The 22,877-nt window shown below is 72.3% G+C and carries 21 protein-coding genes and 1 pseudogene; 9 read left to right on the forward strand and 13 right to left on the reverse strand.

The genetic code is table 11. The annotated features are described in order from the left end of the window. Positions 1–33: 33 nt before the first annotated feature. Positions 34–432: an ankyrin repeat domain-containing protein gene (locus tag ACI79S_RS11460; RefSeq protein WP_456593556.1), complete on the reverse strand. Its 399-nt coding sequence runs from the start codon at positions 430–432 to the stop codon at positions 34–36. Between the two features lie 150 nt (positions 433–582). Between ACI79S_RS11460 and ACI79S_RS11465 the strand changes: the two are divergent. Beyond that, positions 583–1,041, forward strand: a pseudogene (locus tag ACI79S_RS11465) (GrpB family protein); the annotation flags it as partial. A gap of 17 nt (positions 1,042–1,058) precedes the next feature. Here ACI79S_RS11465 and ACI79S_RS11470 read toward each other — a convergent pair. The 6 genes from ACI79S_RS11470 to ACI79S_RS11495 all read right to left on the reverse strand — a co-directional run bounded on the left by ACI79S_RS11470 (position 1,059) and on the right by ACI79S_RS11495 (position 4,494). Continuing rightward, positions 1,059–1,544: a GNAT family N-acetyltransferase gene (locus ACI79S_RS11470; RefSeq protein ID WP_456593557.1), complete on the reverse strand. Its 486-nt coding sequence runs from the start codon at positions 1,542–1,544 to the stop codon at positions 1,059–1,061. Then, positions 1,541–2,293 (reverse strand): dienelactone hydrolase family protein, encoded by a 753-nt coding sequence (locus tag ACI79S_RS11475; RefSeq protein WP_456593558.1) that lies wholly within the window; start codon positions 2,291–2,293, stop codon positions 1,541–1,543. The genes ACI79S_RS11470 and ACI79S_RS11475 overlap by 4 nt, the downstream gene beginning before the upstream one ends. A 110-nt stretch (positions 2,294–2,403) precedes the next feature. Further along, entirely contained in the window at positions 2,404–2,844 is a 441-nt protein-coding gene (locus ACI79S_RS11480; RefSeq protein ID WP_456593559.1) for a hypothetical protein, read from the reverse strand. A 41-nt stretch (positions 2,845–2,885) separates the two neighbouring features. After that, complete coding sequence (locus tag ACI79S_RS11485) at positions 2,886–3,404, reverse strand: hypothetical protein (RefSeq protein WP_456593560.1); 519 nt, start codon at positions 3,402–3,404, stop codon at positions 2,886–2,888. Beyond that, positions 3,401–3,988, reverse strand: coding sequence for a hypothetical protein (locus tag ACI79S_RS11490; protein WP_456593561.1), 588 nt, complete (start codon positions 3,986–3,988; stop codon positions 3,401–3,403). Before ACI79S_RS11490 ends, ACI79S_RS11485 begins: the two co-directional genes overlap by 4 nt. 38 nt (positions 3,989–4,026) lie before the next feature. After that, positions 4,027–4,494, reverse strand: coding sequence for a PPOX class F420-dependent oxidoreductase (locus ACI79S_RS11495; RefSeq protein WP_456593562.1), 468 nt, complete (start codon positions 4,492–4,494; stop codon positions 4,027–4,029). A 77-nt stretch (positions 4,495–4,571) separates the two neighbouring features. On the opposite strand from ACI79S_RS11495, the gene ACI79S_RS11500 reads away from it, so the two are divergent. The 3 genes from ACI79S_RS11500 (at position 4,572) to ACI79S_RS11510 (ending at position 8,581) form a co-directional block, all read left to right on the forward strand. Further along, a complete protein-coding gene (locus ACI79S_RS11500; protein WP_456593563.1) occupies positions 4,572–5,906 on the forward strand; it encodes an AI-2E family transporter in 1,335 nt (444 codons plus the stop codon). A 113-nt stretch (positions 5,907–6,019) separates the two neighbouring features. Continuing rightward, the gene (locus ACI79S_RS11505; protein ID WP_456593564.1) at positions 6,020–6,967 is read left to right on the forward strand and encodes a proteasome assembly chaperone family protein; all 948 of its coding nucleotides are present in this window, start codon (positions 6,020–6,022) and stop codon (positions 6,965–6,967) included. Between the two features lie 369 nt (positions 6,968–7,336). Beyond that, positions 7,337–8,581, forward strand: a complete 1,245-nt coding sequence (locus ACI79S_RS11510) for a globin domain-containing protein (RefSeq protein WP_456593565.1) — start codon at positions 7,337–7,339, stop codon at positions 8,579–8,581. A 68-nt stretch (positions 8,582–8,649) separates the two neighbouring features. On the opposite strand, the gene ACI79S_RS11515 is transcribed toward ACI79S_RS11510, so the two are convergent. Then, entirely contained in the window at positions 8,650–9,006 is a 357-nt protein-coding gene (locus ACI79S_RS11515; protein WP_456593566.1) for a LuxR family transcriptional regulator, read from the reverse strand. Positions 9,007–9,213: 207 nt separating this feature from the next. Here ACI79S_RS11515 and ACI79S_RS11520 point away from each other — a divergent pair, with 207 nt between their 5' ends. From ACI79S_RS11520 to ACI79S_RS11540, 5 genes are all read left to right on the forward strand, one after another. Then, positions 9,214–12,921, forward strand: a complete 3,708-nt coding sequence (locus tag ACI79S_RS11520; protein ID WP_456593567.1) for a nitrate reductase subunit alpha — start codon at positions 9,214–9,216, stop codon at positions 12,919–12,921. Then, entirely contained in the window at positions 12,921–14,642 is a 1,722-nt protein-coding gene (narH, locus tag ACI79S_RS11525; protein WP_456593568.1) for a nitrate reductase subunit beta, read from the forward strand. Before ACI79S_RS11520 ends, narH begins: the two co-directional genes overlap by 1 nt. Then, positions 14,639–15,328 (forward strand): nitrate reductase molybdenum cofactor assembly chaperone, encoded by a 690-nt coding sequence (gene narJ, locus ACI79S_RS11530; RefSeq protein ID WP_456593569.1) that lies wholly within the window; start codon positions 14,639–14,641, stop codon positions 15,326–15,328. The genes narH and narJ overlap by 4 nt, the downstream gene beginning before the upstream one ends. Then, positions 15,325–16,065, forward strand: coding sequence for a respiratory nitrate reductase subunit gamma (gene narI, locus ACI79S_RS11535; protein ID WP_456593570.1), 741 nt, complete (start codon positions 15,325–15,327; stop codon positions 16,063–16,065). The genes narJ and narI overlap by 4 nt, the downstream gene beginning before the upstream one ends. Before the next feature lie 190 nt (positions 16,066–16,255). Continuing rightward, positions 16,256–17,404, forward strand: a complete 1,149-nt coding sequence (locus ACI79S_RS11540) for an MFS transporter (RefSeq protein WP_456593571.1) — start codon at positions 16,256–16,258, stop codon at positions 17,402–17,404. Between the two features lie 143 nt (positions 17,405–17,547). Here ACI79S_RS11540 and ACI79S_RS11545 read toward each other — a convergent pair whose 3' ends face one another. From ACI79S_RS11545 to ku, 5 genes are all read right to left on the reverse strand, one after another. After that, positions 17,548–19,206: a catalase gene (locus ACI79S_RS11545; protein WP_456593572.1), complete on the reverse strand. Its 1,659-nt coding sequence runs from the start codon at positions 19,204–19,206 to the stop codon at positions 17,548–17,550. Then, entirely contained in the window at positions 19,203–19,694 is a 492-nt protein-coding gene (locus ACI79S_RS11550; protein ID WP_456593573.1) for a Fur family transcriptional regulator, read from the reverse strand. Before ACI79S_RS11550 ends, ACI79S_RS11545 begins: the two co-directional genes overlap by 4 nt. 201 nt (positions 19,695–19,895) lie before the next feature. Further along, a complete protein-coding gene (gene ligD, locus ACI79S_RS11555) occupies positions 19,896–20,825 on the reverse strand; it encodes a non-homologous end-joining DNA ligase (RefSeq protein ID WP_456593574.1) in 930 nt (309 codons plus the stop codon). Between the two features lie 25 nt (positions 20,826–20,850). Continuing rightward, on the reverse strand, positions 20,851–21,816 hold the full coding sequence (gene ligD, locus ACI79S_RS11560) for a non-homologous end-joining DNA ligase (RefSeq protein WP_456593575.1): 966 nt from the start codon (positions 21,814–21,816) through the stop codon (positions 20,851–20,853). A gap of 4 nt (positions 21,817–21,820) precedes the next feature. Further along, the gene (gene ku, locus ACI79S_RS11565; protein WP_456593576.1) at positions 21,821–22,828 is read right to left on the reverse strand and encodes a non-homologous end joining protein Ku; all 1,008 of its coding nucleotides are present in this window, start codon (positions 22,826–22,828) and stop codon (positions 21,821–21,823) included. Positions 22,829–22,877 lie beyond the last annotated feature (49 nt).

The following is a 22,877-nucleotide window of genomic DNA, read 5'->3' on the forward strand; positions in this document are numbered from 1 at the left end:
CGCCCGGGCGCACCGGCTCCGCCGACCCGCCGGTCAGTCGCGGGAGGCCAGCAGCGCGGTCATGGCCGGCAGGTCGAAGAACGCCGCGGTCTCGCGGGCGCTGGGCCCACCCGCGTCGGGATCGGCCCCGGCCGCGAGCAACCGCTGCACGGTCTCCGCCGACTGCTTGAAGACCGCCGCGGCCAGGGCCGTCTGACCGCGGTCGTTGGCCCGGCCGTGGTCGGCGCCGCGCTCCAGCAGGGCGGCGACCGTGCCGCTGTGCCCGTGGTAGGCGGCGAGGATGAGCAGGGTGTCGCCCTTGTCGTTGGTGAGGTTCACCGGCACGCCGGCGTCCACGTACGCCACGAGCTCGTCGGTGTGCCCGCCGCGGGCGAGGTCGAAGACCCGCCCGGCGAGCTCGATGACTCCGGGATCGATCGGCTGGCCGCTCACCCGACCCAGCGTAGGAGACGGGCGGCGGACGGCTCCGCACGCCGGGCCGTCCCGGACGCGGCCCGGGCCGTCTCCCCCGGCGCTACGCTCACCGCCGTGGCGGCCGACGCGCACCTGGAGTCGGTCCTGGTGGGCGGATCCGAGCCCGCGGTGATCCTGCTCCAGGCGAACCACCAGGCGTGGGCGGCCCGCTTCCGGCAGGTGCGCGATCAGGTCCTGGCCACCCTCGGTGACCGGGTGGTCGACGTCCTGCACATCGGGAGCACGGCGGTTCCCGGGCTGGCCGCCAAGCCGGTGGTGGACGTCCTGGTGACCGTTCCCGACGTAGCGGACGACGACGCCTACGCCCCTGGCCTGCGAGCAGCAGGATTCGCGATGCGCGTGGTCGAGCCGGGGCACCGGATGCTCCGCACCCCGGCCCGGGACGTGCACCTGCACGTGCGTGCGACCGACGATCCCGCCGTCGCCGACCACCTGCTCTTCCGTGACCGGCTGCTCCGCTCCGCGACGGACAGGCAGCTCTACGAGAGGACCAAGCGGGACCTCGCCACCCGGCGCTGGGCGGACGCGAACCACTACGCCGAGGCGAAGTCCGCCGTCGTGCGCGAGATCCTGCGCCGGGCACGTCAGAGCGCCAGCTTGTCACCGGCGTGCGAGTGGACGAAGCCCAGCCGTTCGCAGAACCGGTGCGCCTCGGGGCGGGCGAGGTCGGTGGTCAGCTGCACCAGCGCACACCCCTGGCGGCCCGACTCCGCGATCGCCCACCCGAACAGGGCCGTGCCGAGGCCCGTGCCGCGCCGGTCCGGCCGTACGCGCACGCTCTCGATCTGCGCGCGCAGCGCTCCCCCGCGGGACAGGCCCGGGAGAAGGGAGAGCTGGAGGGTGCCGACGACGGCGTCGCCGTCCACGGCCGTCACGAGCAGGTGCGCGGGGTTGCGCTCGATCCGCTCGAACGCCGCCCGGTACGGCGTCAGGTCCGCGGCCCGCTCGCGTTCCCGGCCGAGCGGGTCGTCGGCGAGCAACGCCACCAGAGCCGGGAGGTCCGCTGCCGTCGCCGCCCGCACGCGTGCGGTGCTGGCGCCGGGCAACCGTCCCCACACCGGGGCGGTCACGGGCGGGCGACGCGGTCGGTGAGCGCCAGCACGTGTCCCCAGGCGTCGCGGCAGGCTTCGGCCCACGCGTCGTGCGATCGGTCGAAGAACGAGTGCGGCGCCTGCTCGTAGACGACGAGGTCCACCTCGGCCCCGGCCGCGCGCAGCCGGTCGGCCAGGCCCCGCTGCTCGGCCACCGGCGTCACCGTGTCGGCGCCGGCGACCAGCATCACCGTGGGCAGGTGTGCCCGGTCGGCGGCGTCCCCCACCAGCGACGGGCGGCCGTAGAAGCCGGCGCAGCCCGCCAGGTCCAGGTCCCCGCCGGCCAGCCGCCACGAGTGGCTGCCGCCGAAGCAGAAGCCGACCGTGACCACCGGCAGCTCCGCCCCGGCCCGCTCGCGCAGGTGCCCGATCGCGGTGGCGACGTCGGCGTCGACCCCCTCCGGCGTCGTGCGCGGGATGTGCGCCTGCCAGTCGAAGTCCTCCGGCCGGACGCCGTCCGCGCAGACCCCGGCGGTGCGACCGAACCAGTCGATCGCCACCGCCGCCAGACCGGCCTCGGAGAAGCGCTCGGCCAGGGCGACGTAGTACGGGTGCAGGCCCCGGATGTCGGGGAGCACGACCACGCCCGCGTGCGCGGTCCCCGCGGGCAGCGCGGTGGCGGCCGAGAAGCCGGTGCCGTCGGCCGCGGCGAGCGTGGTCGTGGCGCATTCACGCACCGGCCCGCTGCGCGGCGGCGCGGGCGGGCGGCTGTCGTGGTCGTGGCACATCCGGAGTCCCTCGATCCCGCTCCCGGCTGGGGACGGCGGCGCCCCCGCCGCCATCCTCGCCGTCGCGCCGCTCCCCCGCGCGGCGTGCGCTGCACGAGGCAGCGGACCGCTCAGTGGGCGAGGAAGACGTCGTGCTCCGCGCACTCCGCGGGGACCGTGACCCCGGCGACCTCGTGCGGGCCCGGTTCGACCGTTCCGGACGAGTGCTCGAGCACGAAGCCACCGCTCACCTCGACGTGGTCGCCGAGCGCGGCGGTGCCGTGGCCGGGGATGCTGACGGTCAGGGGCTCGTCCTCGACGACCTCGGTGCCGGACGGCCACACGATGACGTAGCCGTTCGCCCCGAGGCAGCCGCCGACGACCTCGAGCCGGCCGCTGCCGAGCGCATCCATGCCTGCCTCCGCGCGTTCCGCCACGAGGACGGTCACGTCCCCGGTTCGGATGACCTCCCCTGCGCAGCCACCGAGCGCGACCGTGACCGCCAGGACGGCCAGCAGCCGCTGGGTGCGCCCGCCGGCCGAAGTCGTCACGTGCGGTCCGACGATCGGCACGAGGTCTCCGTTCCCGTCCCCCGAGGGGCGACGGGGTGCGCTCAGCTGCGGAGGAGGACCGCGACCCCGACGCAGCCGGCGGCCCACAGCCCGCTCGCCAGGGTGCCCACGATGAACCGCTCGGCGGCCGCCGGCGCGCGCAGTTCGGAGAACCGTCCCAGCCCCTTGACCGCGAGGACGACGGCGAGTCCCTCGGGCCAGCCGACCAGCAGGGTGCCCGCGATCGCCCCGCGCTCGAGCACTCCGATCCAGGCCCCGCCGCGGAGGATGTCGGGATCCTGCGGCCCTCCGGACACCCCGGCGGCGGCCGGATCGGCGGCGTGCAGCACCGCCGTCGCCACCGGCCCCCCACCGGTGATCGCCGCGAGTGCGGCGAGCAGGGCTCCGGCCTGCACCGGGCCACCGCTGCCTTCGGCCGGCCAGGCCAGGGCGGCGGCGACCGCCAGCGCTCCCACCAGGGCGATCGCGCCGGCGGCGCCGGGCGTCCGCTCCCCGCGGAAGGCCAGCACCAGGCCGGCCAGCCCGACCAGTCCGAGCAGCAGCAGGACCGCGGTGGTCATCCGGCCGCCCTCGTCAGGAGCCGGGCCGCCGTCGGGCGCAGCTCGCGCTCCAGCTCCCACGAGGCGGCAGCCAGGCGCTGGCCCACCGCCTGCCGCGAGATGCCGAGGGCCGCGGCCGCCTCGGCCTGGGTCCGTCCGCCCTCGACCAGTTCGATCGCCTCCCACGCCTGCTCGCTGCGGCGACCCACCAGCACCGCCAGCGCACCGAGCACCGCCTGCGCGTCGCCGGCGTCGGCCGGGACAGCCCCGCGCACGGCCAGCCGCACCGACCGCTGCTTGGCCGCGTCGACGGCCCGGCGGGCGGAGAGGAAGGCCGGGCCCGTCGCGGCCCGGGTGCTCGGCGGCAGCGGCTCCTGGACCGCTCCCGCACCGATGCCGATGCTCCAGCCGCCCAGCCGGACGAGGCGCAGGGCGACGTCGACGGCGGCGTCGGGCTCGCCGAGAACGCCCTGGAACTCGTCCCCCGCCGTCCGTTCGAAGGCCAGCACGGTGCGGACGTCGGCGTTGAGCTGCGCCAGGACGTCGCCGACCCGGTCGGGGCCACGCCGGCTGGCCCGCTGGTCGATGGTCAGCACGTACGGCACCGCGAAAGCCTCACACCTTTCTCCGCCGAAAGCAAGGATCAGAGCTTGTCGGCCACGTCGGCCGGGAAACCCCCGGTGGCGATCGGCCCCCACCCGGTCACGGTGATGCGCAGCAGCGCCTTGCCCTGCCGCGCCATGGCCGCGCGGTACTCCGCCCAGTCGGGGTGCTCCCCGCTGATCGACCGGTAGTAGTCGACCAGCGGCTCCAGCGCCTCGGGAAGCTGCAGCACCTCGGCCTCGCCGTCGAGCTGCACCCAGGGGCCGTCCCACTCGTCGGAGAGGACGCACAGCGACACCGACGGGTCGCGCCGGGCGTTGGCGACCTTGGCCCGCTGGGGGTACGTGGACACGACGACGCGGCCCTCGGCGTCGACCCCGCAGGTGACCGGCGAGAGCTGGACCCCGCCCTCGCGCCGGCGGGTGAGCAGCACCGCACGGTGCCGGGGGCGGAGGAACTCCACCAGGGACGCCCGGTCGACCCGGTCGGCGGTCGCGATCTTCGGCATGACCTGCACGCTACGACGCGGGTGTGATGATCGTTTCCCACCCGGTCGGTTGCGTGCATCTGTGTTGAGATCGCAGGATGAGGAACCGCTTGCCCGGTCGCACCGACCCGCCACCGGACGAGACGACCGAGGACGTCGAGCCCGACCAGCCCACCCCCGAGGCGGGGATCGTGACGGCCACGCACGCGCCGGTGCCGACCACCGAGCGGGGCGAGCGCCTCCAGCGGGCGAGCCGGAAGGTGGCCATCGCCTCGGGCGAGCTGCTGCTGGTCGTCGGCGGGGTGATCGTGCTCGGCTACGTCCTGGGCAAGCTCTGGGTCGTCCTCCTCCCGGTCGTGCTGGGTCTGCTGTTCACCACCGTGCTGTGGCCGCCGACCCGGTTCCTGCGCAACCACGGCTGGCCGGCGGCGCTGGCCGCGATCACCGTCCTGCTCACCTTCTTCGCCGCGTTCGGCGGGATCATCGCGCTCATCGCCCCTCCTGTCGTGGGCCAGGTCGAGGAGCTCGCCGAAGGCGTCAGCGTCGGCCTGGAGCAGCTGCAGGACTGGCTGACCGGACCGCCGTTCAACCTCGGCGAGGAGCAGATCGGCAGCGCCGTCGACCAGGCGATCAACACGATCCAGGGCAACGCCCAGAACATCGCCGGCTACGCCGTGACCGGCGCCACCGCGATCGGTGGCCTGCTGATCAACCTGGTGCTCGCGCTCGTGCTGACCTTCTTCTTCCTCAAGGACGGTCCCCGCTGGGTGCCGTGGCTCGCCGCGCAGACAGGCCAGCCGGCCGCCCCGCACGTGGCCGCGCTCTCCTACAAGACGTGGTCGACGCTCTCGGAGTTCATCCGCCAGCAGGCCATCGTCGGGTTCGCCGACGCGTTCTTCATCGGCCTGGGCCTGTGGATCCTCGACGTCCCGCTGGTGCTGCCGCTGGCGGTGCTGACCTTCTTCGGCGCGTTCATCCCCATCATCGGTGCCTTCGTCGCCGGCGGTTTCGCGGTGCTGATCGCGCTGGTCGACCAGGGCTTCACCACGGCGCTGATCGTGCTGGGCATCGTGATCCTCGTGCAGCAGATCGAGGGCAACGTCCTGCAGCCGATCCTCCAGGGGCGCGGGCTCAACCTGCACGCCGCCGTGGTGATCCTGGCCGTCACCGCGGGCGCCAGCCTGGCCGGCATCATCGGCGCCTTCCTCGCCGTCCCGGTGACCGCGCTCATCGCGGTCTGCTACCGGTACGCGCGGGACCAGCTCGACGGGAAGTCCCCCGAGATCCTCCCCGACGGCACGCGCGCGCAGATCGTCGACGACCCGGCCGGCGCCCGCCTGTCCCGGGAGCAGGTCGCCCCGGCCGGCGACGACGGCGGGCAGGACCCCGGCGGTGCGGAGGCGAACAGCGAGGAGGACGCAGCCACCCGCTGAGCGCCCGGACGGGTGGCGGCGACGGCCCACCGGGAATGCGCGGGGCCGTCGCGCGGCTGTAGCGACGAGCACAACCCCGCGTCGCGCCGGACGACCCGACAGGAGGTGCCCCCGTGGCCCAGCGACCGGAAGACCTGGTCGAGCTGCTCCCCGCGGCGGAGCCGTTCCTCACCCGCGAGGCGGCCGTCGACGACCCGGCCGAGCGCCGTGGCCTCGTGCTGGTGCACGACCTCGCCGGCGACTTCGACGCCGCGTCGGCGGGCACGCTCGCCGGCGCGCACCTGCTCGCCGCGCTGCCGCACGAGGTGATCGCCCGCTTCGACGCCGACAGCCTGATCGACTACCGGGCCCGCCGTCCCCGCATGACCTTCAACGCCGACCGGTACGAGGGCTTCACCGCCCCGGAGATCGCGCTCTACGCCGTCGAGGACGATGCCGGTGAGCCGTTCCTGCTCCTGCACGGCGCCGAGCCCGACTACGCCTGGGAGCGGTTCGTGGCAGCGGTCGGCGGCCTCGTCGAGCGGCTCGGCATCACCTCCGTCGCCGCGCTGCAGGCGATCCCGATGCCGGTGCCGCACACGCGGCCGGTCACCGTCACCGCCCACGCCACGCGGCGGCAGCTGATCGAGTCCTATCCGGTGTACTGGGGCGAGATGCGCATCCCCGGCAGCGTCTCGGCCCTGCTGGAGCTGCGGATGGGCGAGGCCGGGGTCGACGCCTTCGGCGTGGCCGCACACGTCCCCCACTACCTCGCCCAGGCCACCTACCCCGCCGCCTCGCTCACGCTGCTGGAGCACCTGGAGCAGCTGACCGGGCTGCGCCTGCCCACCGAGTCGCTGCGGGAGGCCGCCGAGCTGCACCGCTCGGAGGTCGACGCGCAGATCGCCCGCTCGGCGGACAACGTGGCCGTCGTCGCCGCTCTGGAGCAGCAGTACGACTCGTTCACCGCCGCCCGCGAGGGCACCGACCTGCTGGGCGGCACCGGCGAGGTGCCCAGCGCCGAGGAGATCGGCGCGGAGTTCGAGCGGTTCCTCGCCGACCAGGACCGCAAGCACGACTGACGTCGCGCCGGCGGTCGCGGGTCGGGCGATCGGTGAGCAGGGACCGACGTCGCCACCTCCGGGACGTTCGTCCCTGCCCCCCGGCCCCCGGCATCGGGCTCACTGGGGGTGTCCCGGCGCGGCTCGGGGAACCCGGGAGCGACGTCGATGCGTGATCAATGCAACTGCCGGGACCTGACGCCCGCCACACCTCGAGCGCCGCGGCCCCGATGGGGGATCCCCGGCGCCCGTGCCGGGAGCACGTGAGCGTCTGCGACGCGCACTGCCGACGGCCCCTGCCGCGGTGGACGCCCGTTCCACGCACTCCGTGGGCACGCCGTGGAGGCCGCTCGGGCGACCCCGCCGAGAACCACCGATCAAGGAGTGACCGTGCTGTCCGACCGTTCGCGCCCCGTCATCGAAGCCACCCTGCCGGTGGTCGTCGAGAACATCGAGGAGATCGCGAAGCGCTTCTACGCGCACATGTTCGGCGAACACCCCGAGCTGCTCGACGGGATCTTCAACCGGGGCAACCAGGCGGAGGGCACCCAGCAGGTCGCCCTGGCGGGCTCGGTGGCCGCGTTCGCCAGCACGCTGGTCAACGACCCGGAGCAGGTGCCCGAGCACCTGCTGAGCCGGATCGCGCACAAGCACGCCTCGCTGGGCATCACGCCGGCGCAGTACGACGTCGTCCACGACAACCTGTTCTGGGCGATCGCGGACGTGCTCGGTGACGCGGTCACGCCGGAGGTGGCCGCCGCGTGGGACGAGGTCTACTGGCTGATGGCCTATGCCCTGATCAACCAGGAGCGCGGGCTGTACAGCGCCCGGGGTGTGCGACCGGAGACCGTCTGGCGGGAGTGGGAGGTCATCGAGAAGAGCCGGGAGACCGACGACGTCGTCACCTTCCGGGTCAAGCGGGTCGACGACCGCCTGGTGAAGACGTCCCTGCCCGGACAGTACGTGACGGTGAAGCTGCCGATGGCCGACGGAGTGCACCAGCCGCGGCAGTACAGCCTCACGTGCGCCGACGACGGCGAGCACCGTCAGTTCTCGGTCAAGCACGTGCGAGGCAACGGCAAGCCCGAGGGCGAGGTCTCCACGCTCCTCACCGAGCACATCGGCGTCGGCGACCGGATCACCATGTCGCTGCCCTTCGGCGACGTCGTCCTCGACGACTCCGGCCGACCGGTGGTGTTCGCCAGCGCCGGCATCGGGGTCACCCCGATGGCGGGCATGCTGTCGCACCTGGTCACGGCGGGCTCGCACCTGGACGTGACGGTGCTGCACGCCGACCTCGACGAGTCCTCCTGGGCGCTGCGCCGGCAGGTCCTGGACGACGTCCGGGCGCTGCCCGGCGGATCGCTGCACGTGTGGTTCGAGAAGGGCGCCGAGTGCAGCCTCCCGGTCGACGGTGTGCACGCCGGGCAGATGGATCCGGCGGAGGTTCCCCTGCCCGAGGGCGCCGTCTACTACCTCTGCGGCCCGCTGCCGTTCATGAAGGCGGTGCGCAGCTCTCTCATCAACCGGGGCGTGCCGCCGAAGGACATCCAGTACGAGGTGTTCGGTCCCGACCTGTGGCAGGCCGATCTCCTCGCCGAGCCGGCGCCCGGCGTCGGGCACCACGCCCTGTAGCCCGCGGGACGAGGCACCGGCCGGAGGGATCGCCCACCGGCCGGAGGGATCGCCCACCGGCCGGTGCGTCAGCGCGCGTGCGCGACGCTGAGCAGGACGACCGAGTCCTCGTCGGCGTGCAGGCTGTGCCGCCGATCGGGGATCGGGCTGATCTGCTGCGCGGTGAGCTCGATCGTGTCGTCCCCGGCGGCCAGCCGAACCCGGCCGCGCAGCACCAGCAGGCTGGCTGGGCCGGGGCTCTCGTGCTCGTTGAGCGAGGCCCCGCCGCTCAGTGCGATGACCGTCTGCCGCAGGCCCTCGACGGGATGGGGCAGCGTCCGGGCCGCACGGCGGGACTGCTCGGCAGCGGCTCGCCCGAGCAGCTCATCGGCGAGTTCGGCGAGATCGGACGGGCGTGCGGGCTCGGACGACCGGGACGCTGTCACGCTTATTCCTCCGGCTCGGGCGGGGCGGTGAGGTGCGCCCGAACGTAGCAGCGCGGCCGGTGGCGCACCCCGGTCGACCGGTCCGTCGACCCAGGACCTTCGTCCCTGCTCACCCTCCGCCAGATCCCGTACGAAGGAACCGTTCCGTCGAGTTCCCGGCGTGAGCCGGGCGACGGTGCGCACGGACGGTCGACCGCGGGGAGAGACGTGACCACTGCACGCGAGGACGGACGGGCCACCAGGAGCGGGGGTTTCGACAGCGGGATCTCGGAGGCGCTCGTCGGCACCTCCCGCTTCTTCCGCAAGGGCGAGGTCAGCGTCGACAAGCGTTCCCTGCACCAGATCGGCGGCCGGGACGCCGACAGCTTCTACCGGGACCGCTGGTCCCACGACAAGGTCGTCCGGTCGACGCACGGGGTGAACTGCACCGGCTCCTGCTCCTGGAAGGTCTACGTCAAGGACGGGATCATCACCTGGGAGGCCCAGCAGACCGACTACCCGTCGACCGGCCCGGACCGCCCCGAGTACGAGCCGCGCGGTTGCCCGCGGGGGGCCGCCTTCTCCTGGTACACCTACTCCCCCACCCGGGTGCGCTACCCCTACGTCCGCGGCTCGCTGCTGCAGATGTACCGCGAGGCGAAGGCACGCGTAGGCGACCCGGTGCTGGCCTGGGCCGACGTCGTCGACGACCCGGAGAAGGCGCGCACCTACAAGTCGCAGCGGGGCAAGGGCGGTCTGGTGCGGGCGTCCTGGGACGAGGCGACCGAGATGATCGCCGCCGCCCACGTGCACACGATCAAGAAGTACGGGCCCGACCGGATCGCGGGGTTCTCCCCGATCCCCGCGATGTCGATGGTGTCGCACGCCGCCGGCGCCCGGTTCATGTCGCTCATCGGCGCCCCGATGCTCTCGTTCTACGACTGGTACGCCGATCTACCGGTGGCCTCGCCCCAGGTGTTCGGCGACCAGACCGACGTGCCCGAGTCGGGCGACTGGTGGGACGCCTCCTACCTGATCCTCTGGGGATCGAACGTCCCGGTGACCCGCACGCCGGACGCGCACTGGATGACCGAGGCCCGGTACCGGGGCCAGAAGGTCGTTGTCATGAGCCCCGACTACTCCGACGCGACCAAGTTCGCCGACGACTGGCTCGCCCCGCATCCGGGCACCGACGGCGCGCTGGCGATGGCGATGGGCCACGTCGTCCTCAAGGAGTTCTTCATCGACCGGCAGGTGCCCCGGTTCCAGGAATACGTGAAGCGGTACTCCGACCTGCCGTTCCTGCTGACCCTGACGCCGCGCGGCGACGGGTACGTGCCCGGCAAGTTCCTCACCGCCGCCGACCTGGGTGACGTGCAGGAGGGCGCGGAGTTCAAGACCGTGCTGGTCGATTCCGCGACCGACCAGCCGCACGTGCCGAACGGGTCGCTGGGCTTCCGCTTCGGCGAGGCCGGCAAGGGCCGGTGGAACCTCGACCTCGGCGACGTCGACCCGCTCCTGAGCCTCTACGCCGAGGGGGCCGAGACCACACCGGTGGACCTCGCGCGGTTCGACACCCCGCGCGGCGAGGGCACCACCATGCGCCGCGGCGTCCCGGTCCGCCGGATCGGCAAGCACCTGGTGACGACGGTGTACGACCTGCTGCTGGCCCAGTTCGGCGTCGGACGCCATGGGCTGCCCGGGGAGTGGCCCACCGGTGTCGACGACGCAACGCAGCCGTACACGCCGGCCTGGCAGGAGCAGTTCACCGGCGTGCCCGCGGCGGCCGCGGCGCGGATCGGTCGGGAGTTCGCGCAGAACGCCCAGGACTCCGGGGGCCGGTCCATGATCATCATGGGCGCGGGGACCAACCACTGGTTCCACTCCGACACGATCTACCGCGCGTTCCTGACCCTGACCACGCTCACCGGCTGCCAGGGCGTGAACGGCGGCGGCTGGGCCCACTACGTCGGCCAGGAGAAGTGCCGGCCGGTGACCGGCTGGATGACGCTCGCGTCGGCGCTGGACTGGGCCCGCCCGCCACGGCAGATGATCCAGACCGCCTACTGGTACCTGCACACCGACCAGTGGCGCTACGACCGCACGACCCTCGACGGTTTCGCCTCACCGCTGGGCCAGGGCCGGTTCGCCGGCAAGACGCCGGCCGACGTCCTCGCGCAGTCCGCGCGGATGGGCTGGATGCCCTCGTACCCGACGTTCAACCGCAACCCGCTCGATCTCGCCGACGAGGCCGCCGCCGCCGGCAAGGAACCGGGCGAGCACGTCATCGACGGCCTCCGGGACGGCAGCCTGCGCTTCGCCGCCGAGGACCCCGACGCGCCCGAGAACTTCCCCCGGGTGCTCACGATCTGGCGGGCCAACCTCCTGGGCTCGTCGGCCAAGGGCAACGAGTACTTCCTCAAGCACCTGCTCGGCACCGATTCGGCCGTGCGCGCCGAGGAGGCGCCGCCCGGGACCCGCCCCCGGGACGTGGTCTGGCGCGACGAGGCACCCACCGGGAAGTTGGACCTGCTGCTCGCCCTGGACTTTCGGATGACCAGCACGACGATCTACTCCGACATCACCCTGCCGGCCGCCACCTGGTACGAGAAGCACGACCTGAACACCACGGACATGCACCCGTACGTGCACTCGTTCAACCCGGCCATCGCGCCGCCGTGGGAGACCCGTACCGACTTCGACGCGTTCGGCACGATCGCGAAGGCGTTCAGCCGGCTGGCCGCGAACCACCTCGGCGTCCGCAAGGACCTGATGGCGCTGCCCCTGCTGCACGACACCCCCGACGAACTGGCCAACCCGCGCGGGGTGGTGCGCGACTGGAAGTCCGGTGAGTGCGACCCGGTGCCCGGGAAGACGATGCCGAAGTTCGCCGTCCACGAGCGGGACTACGGGGCGGTCGCCCAGAAGTGGTCCGCGCTGGGCCCGCTGGTCGAGGAGCTCGGGCTGCAGACCAAGGGCGTCACGACGATGCCCGACAAGGAGGTCGAGTACCTCCGGCACAAGAACGGCGTGATCCGGGACGGCGCCGCCGCGGGCCGGCCGGCCCTCGCCCGCGACGTGCACTGGTGCGAGGCCATCCTGGCCCTCTCCGGGACCACGAACGGCCGCCTGGCGACGCAGGGCTTCCGGTTCGCCGAGGAGCGCACCGGCACCCGGATGGCCGACCTGGCCGAGGAGCACGAGGGCAAGCTGGTCACCTTCAGCGACACCCAGGCGCGGCCGACGCCGGTGATCACCTCGCCCGAGTGGTCGGGCAGCGAGCACGGCGGGCGGCGCTACTCACCGTTCACGATCAACGTCGAGCGACTCAAGCCGTGGCACACGCTCACCGGCCGCATGCACTTCTTCGTCGACCACGACTGGATGACCGAGGCGGGCGAGAACCTGCCCGTGTTCCGGCCACCGCTGGACATGCACACCCTGTTCGGCGAGCCGCACGTCGGTGACACCGGGGAGCTGGGCATCACCGTCCGCTACCTGACCCCGCACAACAAGTGGTCCATCCACTCGGAGTACCAGGACAACCTGTTCATGCTGTCGCTGTCCCGCGGCGGGCAGACGATCTGGATGAGCACCCAGGACGCCGCCAAGGTGGGAGTGCGGGACAACGACTGGATCGAGGCGGTCAACCGCAACGGCGTCGTGGTGGCCCGGGCGATCGTCTCCTCACGGATGCCGGAGGGCACCGTCTACATGCACCACGCGCAGGACCGGCTCATCGACGTCCCGCTCACCGAGACCTCCGGCAAGCGGGGCGGCATCCACAACTCGCTGACCCGGCTGTTCCTGAAGCCCACCCACCTGATCGGCGGCTACGCGCAGCTGTCCTTCGCCTTCAACTACCTCGGGCCGACGGGGAACCAGCGCGACGAAGTGACCGTGATCCGCCGCCGCAGCCAGGAGGTGACCTACTGATGCGCGTCATGGCCCAGATGGGCATGGTGATGAACCTCGACAAGTGCATCGGCTGCCACACCTGCTCGGTGACCTGCAAGCAGGCGTGGACCAACCGCACCGGTGTCGAGTACGTCTGGTTCAACAACGTCGAGACCCGGCCGGGACAGGGCTATCCGCGCACCTACGAGGACCAGGAGAGGTGGCGGGGCGGCTGGCAGGTCGGCCGCAACGGCCGGCTCACGCTGCGCACCGGGAGCCGGCTCAAGCGCCTGCTGCAGATCTTCTCCAGCCCGGTCCAGCCGTCTATCGACGACTACTACGAGCCCTGGACCTACGACTACGAGACCTTGACCAACGCTCCGGTGCAGGACCACACGCCGGTCGCCCGGCCCCGCTCGCTGCTGTCGGACAAGCCGATGAACATCGAGTGGAGCGCGAACTGGGACGACAACCTCGGTGGCGCCCCGGAACTCACCCAGGACGACCCGGTCCTGAAGAAGATCTCGGCGGAGATCAAGGAGAAGTTCGAGCAGACCTACATGTTCTACCTCCCGCGGATCTGCGAGCACTGCATTAATCCGTCCTGCGCGGCCTCCTGCCCGTCCGGCGCCATCTACAAGCGGGAGGAGGACGGGATCGTCCTGGTCGACCAGGACCGCTGCCGCGGCTGGCGCCAGTGCGTCACCGGCTGCCCGTACAAGAAGGTCTACTTCAACCACCGCACCGGCAAGGCCGAGAAGTGCACGTTCTGCTTCCCACGGGTGGAGGTCGGGATCCCGACGGTCTGCTCGGAGACCTGCGTGGGCCGCCTGCGCTACATCGGCATCGTCCTGTACGACGCCGACCGGGTGCTCGAGGCCGCATCGACGCCGGACGACCGGGATCTCTACGAGGCGCAGAAGTCGATCATCCTCGATCCGCACGATCCGCAGGTCGTCCGTGCCGCCGAGCAGGCCGGCATCTCGCGGGACTGGATCGACGCGGCGCAGCGCTCTCCGATCCACTCGCTGATCACCAGGTTCGAGGTGGCGCTGCCGCTGCACCCGGAGTACCGGACCATGCCGATGGTCTGGTACATCCCGCCGCTGTCACCCGTGGTGGACGCCCTCACCGAGACCGGGCACGACGGGGAGGACGCCGGCAACATCTTCGGGGCGATCGAGTCGCTGCGGATCCCGGTGGAGTACCTCGCCGAGCTGTTCACCGCGGGGGACACCGACCTCGTCAGCGGCGTGCTGCGCAAGCTCGGGGCGATGCGCGCCTACATGCGTGACCTCAACCTCGGCCGGCCGGCCGACGAGTCGATCGCCACCGCGGTCGGCATGACCGGCCGGGACATCGAGGACATGCACCGGCTGCTCGCGATCGCCAAGTACGACGAGCGGTACGTGATCCCGCTGGCGCACGCGGAGCAGGGGCCCGGCCGGGAGGAGTTCGACAGCGGCTGCTCGCTGGACTACGACGAGGGCCCGGGCATGGGCGGCTGGGGCCCGTTCGGCGAGATGTCGGGCGGGTCGACGCCGATCGCCGTGGAGAACTTCCACATGCTCGCGGCCCGGCAGACCACCGACACGCTGTCGGCGCCACCGACGAAGGAGCAGCGGGTCAACCTGCTCAACTGGGACGGCAAGGGCGCCCCCGAGGGGCTCTTCCCACCCCGGGACGACGACGCACGGCACGGGCCGGACGGCGGAGGGGTCGGGCCCGACTCGCCGAGCGTCACGGAGCCCAAGCCGTGAGGTTGCGTCCCGGCGGCGGGGCCACGCCGGCCGAGATCGCCACCGCGCGTCAGGCGGCGTCCCTGCTGATCGGATATCCCGACGAGGAACTGATCGGCCGGCTCCCGTTGCTGAGGGCTGCGGTGGCGCCGCTCCCGGCGGAGTGCGCCGGGCCCCTCGGCCGGTTCCTCGACCACCTGGAGACCACGCCGCTGACCGAGCAGCAGGCGGCCTACGTCGAGACCTTCGACCTGCGGCGCCGATGCTCGCTGTACCTGACCTACTACGCCTACGGCGACACCCGGAAGCGCGGCATGGCGCTCCTCCAGTTCAAGCACCTCTACGGCCGGGCGGGCATGACCCTCACCGACAGCGAGTTGCCCGACCACCTGGCCGTCGTCCTGGAGTTCACCGCGATCGGTGACGCCGTGCGGGGTGAGCGGCTGCTGCACGAGCACCGGGCAGGCCTGGAGCTCATCCGCCTGGCGCTGGAGGAGCGCTCGTCGCCCTACGCCTGGGTCCTCCAGGCGGTCTGCGCGACGCTGCCGCCGGTCCGCGCCGAGGACAAGGAGGCGGTCCTCCGGCTGGCCCATGAGGGGCCGCCGACCGAGGAGGTCGGCCTCGACCCCTACGGCGCCACCCCGTTCGCACCGCCGGAGTACATGCCACAGCCCTCGACCGGACCGCACGCAGGAGTGTCCCGATGAGCGCCACCGAGATCCTGCTCTGGGTGATCGTCCCGTACGTCAGCCTGGCGGTCTTCGTCGTCGGACACTACTGGCGGTACAAGTACGACAAGTTCGGCTGGACCACCCGCTCCAGTCAGCTCTACGAGCGTCGCCTGCTGCGTTGGGGGAGCCCGCTGTTCCACTTCGGGATCCTGTTCGTGCTCATCGGGCACGTCATGGGCCTGGGCATCCCGAAGTCCTGGACCGAGGCGGTGGGCCTGTCCGAGACGGCCTACCACGCCCTGGCCGTCGGCGTGGGCGCGATCGCGGGGTTCGGCACCCTGGTCGGGCTGGCGATCCTGATCTACCGGCGGCGCACCGTCGGGCCGGTGTTCAGCGCCACCACGAAGAACGACAAGTTCATGTACCTGGTCCTGACGGTGACGATCCTGTTCGGGCTGAGCAACACCGTGCTCGGGGCGCTGGGCCACGAGGGCGTCGACTACCGCGACACCGTCTCTCCCTGGTTCCGGAGCATCTTCTACTTCCAGCCGCAGCCGGAGCTGATGGCCGCGGCCGGGCTCGGCTTCCAGCTGCACGCGCTCTCGGCGTTCGTGCTGTTCGCGATCTGGCCCTTCACCCGGCTCGTGCACGTGTTCAGCGCCCCGCTGGGCTACTTCACGCGGCCCTACATCGTCTACCGCAGCCGCGACCAGCACCTCGGCAACCGCGCGGCGCCACGTGGCTGGGACCGGGTGGGCGGCCCGCGGCGCTGAGCCGCACCGGACACCCGGGTCCTCCGCAGTCCACGGACCCCGAGCCCGGGAACGCCCGTCCCGGTGTGCCGCCGACGACCGTCCGCAGAAAGGGGATGGCCCGATGACACCTCGATCCCCCGGCGCACGGCCTGCCAGCCCTTCCGCCGGCACCGCGCCCGGCGGAGCGGTCCCCCGGCAGGCCTGGACCATGCTGGCTCTGGCCACGACCGGCTTCGCGATCAACTTCTGGGCATGGGCGCTGATCAGCCCGCTCGGGGCCTTCTTCACCGACCGGCTCTCGCTCAGCGCCGTGCAGACATCGCTGCTGGTGGCCGTTCCTGTCGTGGTGGGGTCGGTCGGCCGCATCCCTGTCGGCGCGCTCACCGACCGGTTCGGCGCACGCACGATGTTTCCGCTGATCAGTGCGCTGACCATCGCGCCGGTGCTGTTCGTCGGCTTCGTGGCTCCCGACTCCTACCCCCTGCTCCTGGTGGGCGGGCTCGTGCTCGGCCTGGGTGGCACGACCTTCGCCATCGGCGTCCCGTTGGTCAACGAGTGGTTCCCACCGGCGAAGCGCGGCACCGCGCTGGGCATCTTCGGCGCCGGCATGGGCGGTACCGCGATCTCCGCCTTCACGACCGTGGCGCTCATGGACGCGATCGGGCTCGCCTTCCCGTTCACCCTGGTGGCGCTCCTCCTCGCGGCCTACGCGGTGGTCGCCTACCTGGTCCTGCGGGACGCCCCGGGTCGCACTCCGGCCAGCGGGAGCGCCGCCCGCCGCGCATGGCGGACGGTCAAGCTGCCGGTGACGCTCCAGCTGTCGTTCCTGTACGCGGTGGGCTTCGGCGGCTTCGTCGCATTCAGCGTCTACCTGCCGACCTACCTGAGGGCGGCCTTCGACCTCGACCCCGGCGACGCCGCGCTGCGCACTGCAGGTTTCGTGGTCCTCGCCGTGCTGATGCGCCCGGTCGGCGGCGTCCTGTCCGACCGGCTGCACCCCGTGCCGGTGCTGGTCGCCTGCTTCGGGACCGTGGCGGTGTTCGCCGCCATCTCCGCCCTCGAGCCGCCGCTCGAGCCGGTCGGCACGATCGCGTTCCTGGCCATGGCCGCAGCGCTCGGGGCCGCGTCCGGTGCGGTGTTCGCGCTGGTGGCCATCGCCGCCCCGGCGGGCACCGTGGGATCGGTGACCGGCATCGTCGGCGCCGCAGGCGGGCTGGGTGGTTTCGTCCCGCCGCTGGTCATGGGCTTCATCTACGGCTGGGCGGGCAACTACCGGCCCGGACTGTGGTTGCTCGCGGTCACCGCGCTGCTCGCCGCCGTCTACACCGCCCGGGCGATGCGCACGGTGGGACGGTAGGCCCACGTACCGGGCGCCGCTGCGAGCAACGCCTGCGCCGGCACGCACCCCTCGGGTACGGCAGCGGGCCGCGACCGGGATACCCCGGCCGCGGCCCGCCGCGGTGGTGCTGTGTGCCGGTGGTCAGCCGGCGACGCCTGGGATCAGGCGACGACGACGCGCTCGTTGGGCACGCAGTGCGTCATGACCAGCCCGGTCACGTCGCGCGGCCCGTTCTTGCCGAGGTTGGCGGCGCGCTGCTGCTCCTCCTCGGTGAGGGTCTGCGTCTGCAGCGGCGGCAGGCCACGGACGTCGTCCGCGGTGATGCCCAGCGCGTCACCGACGCGCTGACCCCACTCGTCCTCGCACATGTAGAAGTGCCAGACCATCCGCTCCTGGATCTCGCGGCGGCACTGCTGGAGGGCACCGACCAGGTTGGTCACCAGGTCGTCCTTCTCCCACTGCTCGCTCAGCAGGTAGCGCTCACCGGCCTGCTTGTAGTCGTTCGTCCGCGGGATCCGCTTGCGGGTGAGCCGGCCATTGATGACCGGGCCCTGCTCGTCATGCGTGGGGTAGGTGGCCTCACGCAGGCCGCCGGTGATCGACGGCTCGTAGTTGACGTGCGGGTTGTCGCCCACGTTGTCGCGGCCGTAGGACATCGGGCCGCCCTGCTGGTTGGTGTTCACCGGCACCCTCGGCTTGTTCACCGGCAGCTGCAGGTAGTTGGGGCCCACCCGGTAGCGCTGGGTGTCCGAGTAGGAGAACGTCCGGCCGACCAGCATCTTGTCGTCGGAGAAGTCCAGGCCGTCGACGAGCACACCGGTACCGAAGGCGATCTGCTCGTTCTCGGCGAAGAAGTCCTCCGGCATCCGGTTGAGGGTCATCGTCCCGACCTTGCGGAGCGGGAAGACCTCCTCCGGCCACACCTTGGTGTCGTCGAGCGGGTCGAAGTCGAGCTCGGGGTGCTCGTCGTCGCTCATGAGCTGCACGTGCAGCTCCCACGACGGGTAGTCGCCGTTGGCGATCGAGTCGTAGAGGTCCTTGGTGTGGGCACCCAGGGTCTGCGCCTGGATCTTGGCGCCGTCCTCGGCGGTGTACGACTTCACGCCCTGCTTGGGCAGCCAGTGGTACTTCACCAGGACGGTCTCACCCTGGGCGTTGACCCACTTGTAGGTGTTCACGCCGAAGCCCTGCATGGTCCGGTAGCTGGCCGGCAGGCCGCGGGGGCTGAAGACCAGGGAGACCATGTGCAGCGCCTCGGGGGTCTGGCTGAAGAAGTCGAACGCCCGCTCGGCGACGTTGGCCTCGAAGGTGACCGGGTCCGGCTTCTGCGAGTGGATGAAGTCGGGGAACTTGATGGCGTCCCGGATGAAGAAGACACCCAGGTTGTTGCCGACGAGGTCCCAGTTGCCCTCCTCGGTGTAGAACTTCACGGCGAAGCCGCGCGGGTCGCGCGCCATCTCCGAGGAGTCCCGGCCACCGGCGACCGTGGAGAAGCGCAGCGCGACGTCGGTGCGCTTGCCCTTCTCCTGGAACAGCTTGGCGCGGGTGTACTTGCTGACCGGCTCGTCACCGACGGTGCCGTCCGCCTCGAAGTAGCCGTAGGCGGTCACGCCGCGGGCGTGCACCACGCGCTCGGGGATCCGCTCCCGGTCGAAGTGGCTGATCTTCTCGAGGAACTGGTAGTTCTCCAGGGTCGCGGGGCCACGGGCGCCCACCGTCCGCTGGTTCTGGTTGTCGTAGACCGGGTGGCCCTGACGGTTGGTCAGGACCGGCTTGCCGGCCTGGCTGGGCGCCGTGCCCTGCGATGCGACGTCGGTCATGCTCCTGTTCCTCCTCGGATGTGGTGCTGGTGTTCGACCTGCATGGAGTCGGTGCCTGCCGCGACCTCCCGGTCCCGGCTCCGACAGGTGGCGCAGAGCCCCCAGAACACGACCTCGGCCTCGTCCACGACGAAGCCGGCCGTGTCCGACGGGCTCAGACAGGGGGCCGCACCCACGACGCAGTCCACGTCGGCGACCGCGCCGCACGAGCGGCAGACCAGGTGGTGGTGGTTGTCGCCCACCCGCAGCTCGAAGAGCGCGGGAGCCCCGGCAGGCTCGATGCGGCGGGCGATCCCGGCGGAGACGAACGCCTTCAGCACGCCGTAGACCGCCTGGGGGGAGAGCGAGGGGTGCAGCTGCCGCGCGCCGGACACGATCGCGTCGGCGTCGGCGTGGGGGTGGTCGGCCAGCACGCTCAGCACCGACAGGCGGGGCCGCGTCACGCGCAGCCCGGCCTCCCGCAGCTGGTGCGTCCAGGTCGTCTCCATCGCCGATCATCCAACGCCCTTTTCTTGAATGAGTCAAGACAAGGCGGTGAGAGAGCGCTGACCCGCACCTCTGCGGACCGCCGCACCCGGGTGACCTGACCATCAGGGTTCCTGGCTCACGCCCGACAGCGAGCCAGGACCCGGATCGACCAGGCGACCTGATCGTTCCGGGGAGGGCCCCGGCGCGGCGACCGCGGCGCGTCAGACCGGGGGCAGGGCGGCGCGGGTGGCGCCGGCGACGTCGAAGAGGTCGCCGTACTCCTCGACACGGGCCAGCACCTGCTCCGTGGTGAACCGCAGGGCCGCGGGGTCCAGGGAGCCGTCGCGCACCGCGTCCACCTCGTCCCAGCCGATCGGCGTGGAGACGGTCGCCCCCGCCCGGGCCCGCAGCGAGTACGGCGCCACCGTCGTCTTGGCCGGGTTGTTCTGGCTCCAGTCGACGAGCACCTTGCCCGGGCGCAGCGCCTTCTCCATCCGCCAGACGACGTCGTCCGGTGTCTCCGCCGACAGCTCCTGCGCGAGCTTCTTGGCGTAGCGGCTGGGCTGCTCGCGGTCGGTGACCTCGATCGGTGCGTACACCTGCATGCCCTTGGAGCCCGACGTCTTCACCACCGGGTCCAGGCCGTCGGCCTCCAGCCGCACGCCGAGCCGCTCGGCCACCTCGCAGCACTCGGTGATGCCGGTCTCCGGGCCCGGGTCCAGGTCGAGCACCAGCAGGTCGGGCAGCTGAGCCACCCCGTCGCCGTCCACCCGCCACTGCGGGACGTGCACCTCCAGGGCGGCCAGGTTCGCCGCCCACGCCAGATCGGGGACGTCGGCCAGCAGCACCATGTCCAGCGTCTCGCGACCCCGCGAGCTGCCCGGGCTCGGCAAGGTCACCCGGCGCACCCACTCCGGGGCGTGCCGCGCGCTGTTCTTCTCGAAGAACGCCGGGCCCTCCACCCCGTCGGGCCACCGGGTGAAGGTCACCGGCCGGTCGGCCACGTGGGGCAGCAGCACCGGCGCGATCCGCACGTAGTAGTCGATGACCTGGGCCTTGGTGAAGCCCACCTCGGGGAAGAGGACCTTGTCCAGGTTGGAGACGGCCAGCTGCCGCCCGGCGATCTCCACCCGCTGCCTGGCGGGGCTCACGATCCGCTGCCGCGGGGCGTTCCGCTCACGACTCCCTCACCACGTCATCGGGCTCCAGGTCGTCGCGCACCCCGCGCCAGACCGGGTGCCGCAGCCGCCCCTCCGCCGTCCACACCGCGTAGCCGACCTCGCCGACGAGGTCTGGCTCCACCCAGTGGGCGTCCCGGGTGACCTCGCGCGGCAGCGTGCCGGCGAAGGGCGAGGTGCGGCGCGGGGTGAGCAGCCGCTGCAGGTCGCGCAGCGCCTGGTCGGTGAACCCCGTGCCCACGTGCCCGACGTAGACCAGCCGCCCCTCGTCGTCGGGAACTCCCACCAGCAGCGAACCGATGGTGCCGGCGCGCCGACCCTGGCCGGGCCGCCACCCGCCGACGACGGCCGACTGGGTGAGGAAGTTCTTGACCTTACGCCAGTCGGGGCTGCGGACGCCGTCGCGGTACGGGGAGTCCAGCCGCTTGGCGACGATCCCCTCCAGCCCGTTCTCCTCGCTCGCCGCCTGCACGTCAGCGCCGCGGCCGGGGAACCACGGCGTGAGCACCCAGCGGCGCCCGGCCGGGTCGAGCTCGTCGAGGAGCGAGCGGCGCTCGGCGTACGGACGCCCGCGGAGGTCCTGCCCGTCGAGCTCCAGCAGGTCGAAGACGAGGTAGGTGACCGGAGCGGCGGCCGCCATCCGCGGCACCTCCGGGCCCGTGCGGTGCATCCGGTTCTGCAGCGCACCGAAGTCGGGGCGGCCCTGCCCGTCCAGCAGGACGATCTCCCCGTCGACGACGGCGTCCCGCCCGGTGAGCGGGTCGGGCAACCGGGCGACCTCCGGGTACCGGACGGTGATCTCCGTGCCCTTGCGCGAGGCCAGGGTCAACCGCCCGTCGCGCACCGCGGCCAGAGCACGCACGCCGTCCCACTTGAACTCGTAGCCCCACCCGCCGTCGTCGGCGGGCAGGTCGCCGGCGACGGCCAGCATCGGCAGCGGGAGATCGGCCGGCCCGGGAGCCACCACCTCAGGCGCTGCGGCGGGCCCGCTTGGCCGGCGGCTTGTCGTCACCGGCGGCCCGGGTCGTCTTCTTCGCCGGGGCGGCCGCGGCCGCCTTCTTGGGCGCGGCCTTCTTCGCGGCGGCCTTCTTCGCCGGAGCCTTCGCGTCGGCCTCCTCTGCGGCGGCCTTGCGGGGCGCGGCCTTGCGCGCCGACGTCGCCTTCTTCGCCGGCGGCGCCGCGGCCTCCTCGTCCGCGGCCGCGCCGCCCCGGGCGCGCTCGACGCTGCGCCGCAGCGCGCTCATCAGGTCGACGACGGCGGCCCCCTCGTCGGGGGTCTCCACCGGCTGGGCCACCTCGCCCCCGCTCTGCTTCGCCTCCAGCAGCGCGGTCATCGCCTCGCGGTAGTCGTCGGAGAACTCCTCGGGGTCGAACTCGGTGGTCATCGAGCCGATGAGGGCCTCGGCCATCTTCAGCTCCTGCGGCCGCACCGAGATGTCCTCGTCGAGGAAGGCGAAGTCGGGACGCCGGATCTCGTCGGGCCACCGCATGCTGTGCAGCACCAGGACGCCGTCGCGCACCCGCAGCGCCGCCAGCGACTCGCGCTGCCGCAACGCGATCTTGGTGATCGCCACCTGGCCGGCGTTCTCCAGCGCGTCGCGCAGCAGCACGTAGGGCCGCGCCGCGGGGCCGTCGGGCTCGAGGTAGTACGTCTTCTCGAACATGATCGGGTCGATCTCGGACTGGTCGACGAACTCCAGCACCTCGATCTCCCGCCGGGTGCTGAGCGGCAGCCCCTCGAAGTCCTCGTCGGTGAGGATCACCACCTCCCCGCTGGGCAGCTCGTAGCCCTTGGCGATCTCCGAGTACTCGAGCTCCTCGCCGTCGATCGAGCACACCCGCCGGTACTTCACCCGGCCACCGTCGGCCGCGTGCACCTGGTGGAAGCGGATGTCCTTGTCCTCGGTGGCCGAGTACAGCTTCACACCGATGCTGACCAGGCCGAACGACACGGCGCCGCGCCAGATCGATCGCATGACGCCCCTCCCTCGCACCCGTTCCGCCGGGCATCCCGGACCCGGAGCC

This window comes from Blastococcus sp. SYSU DS1024 (assembly GCF_054050795.1).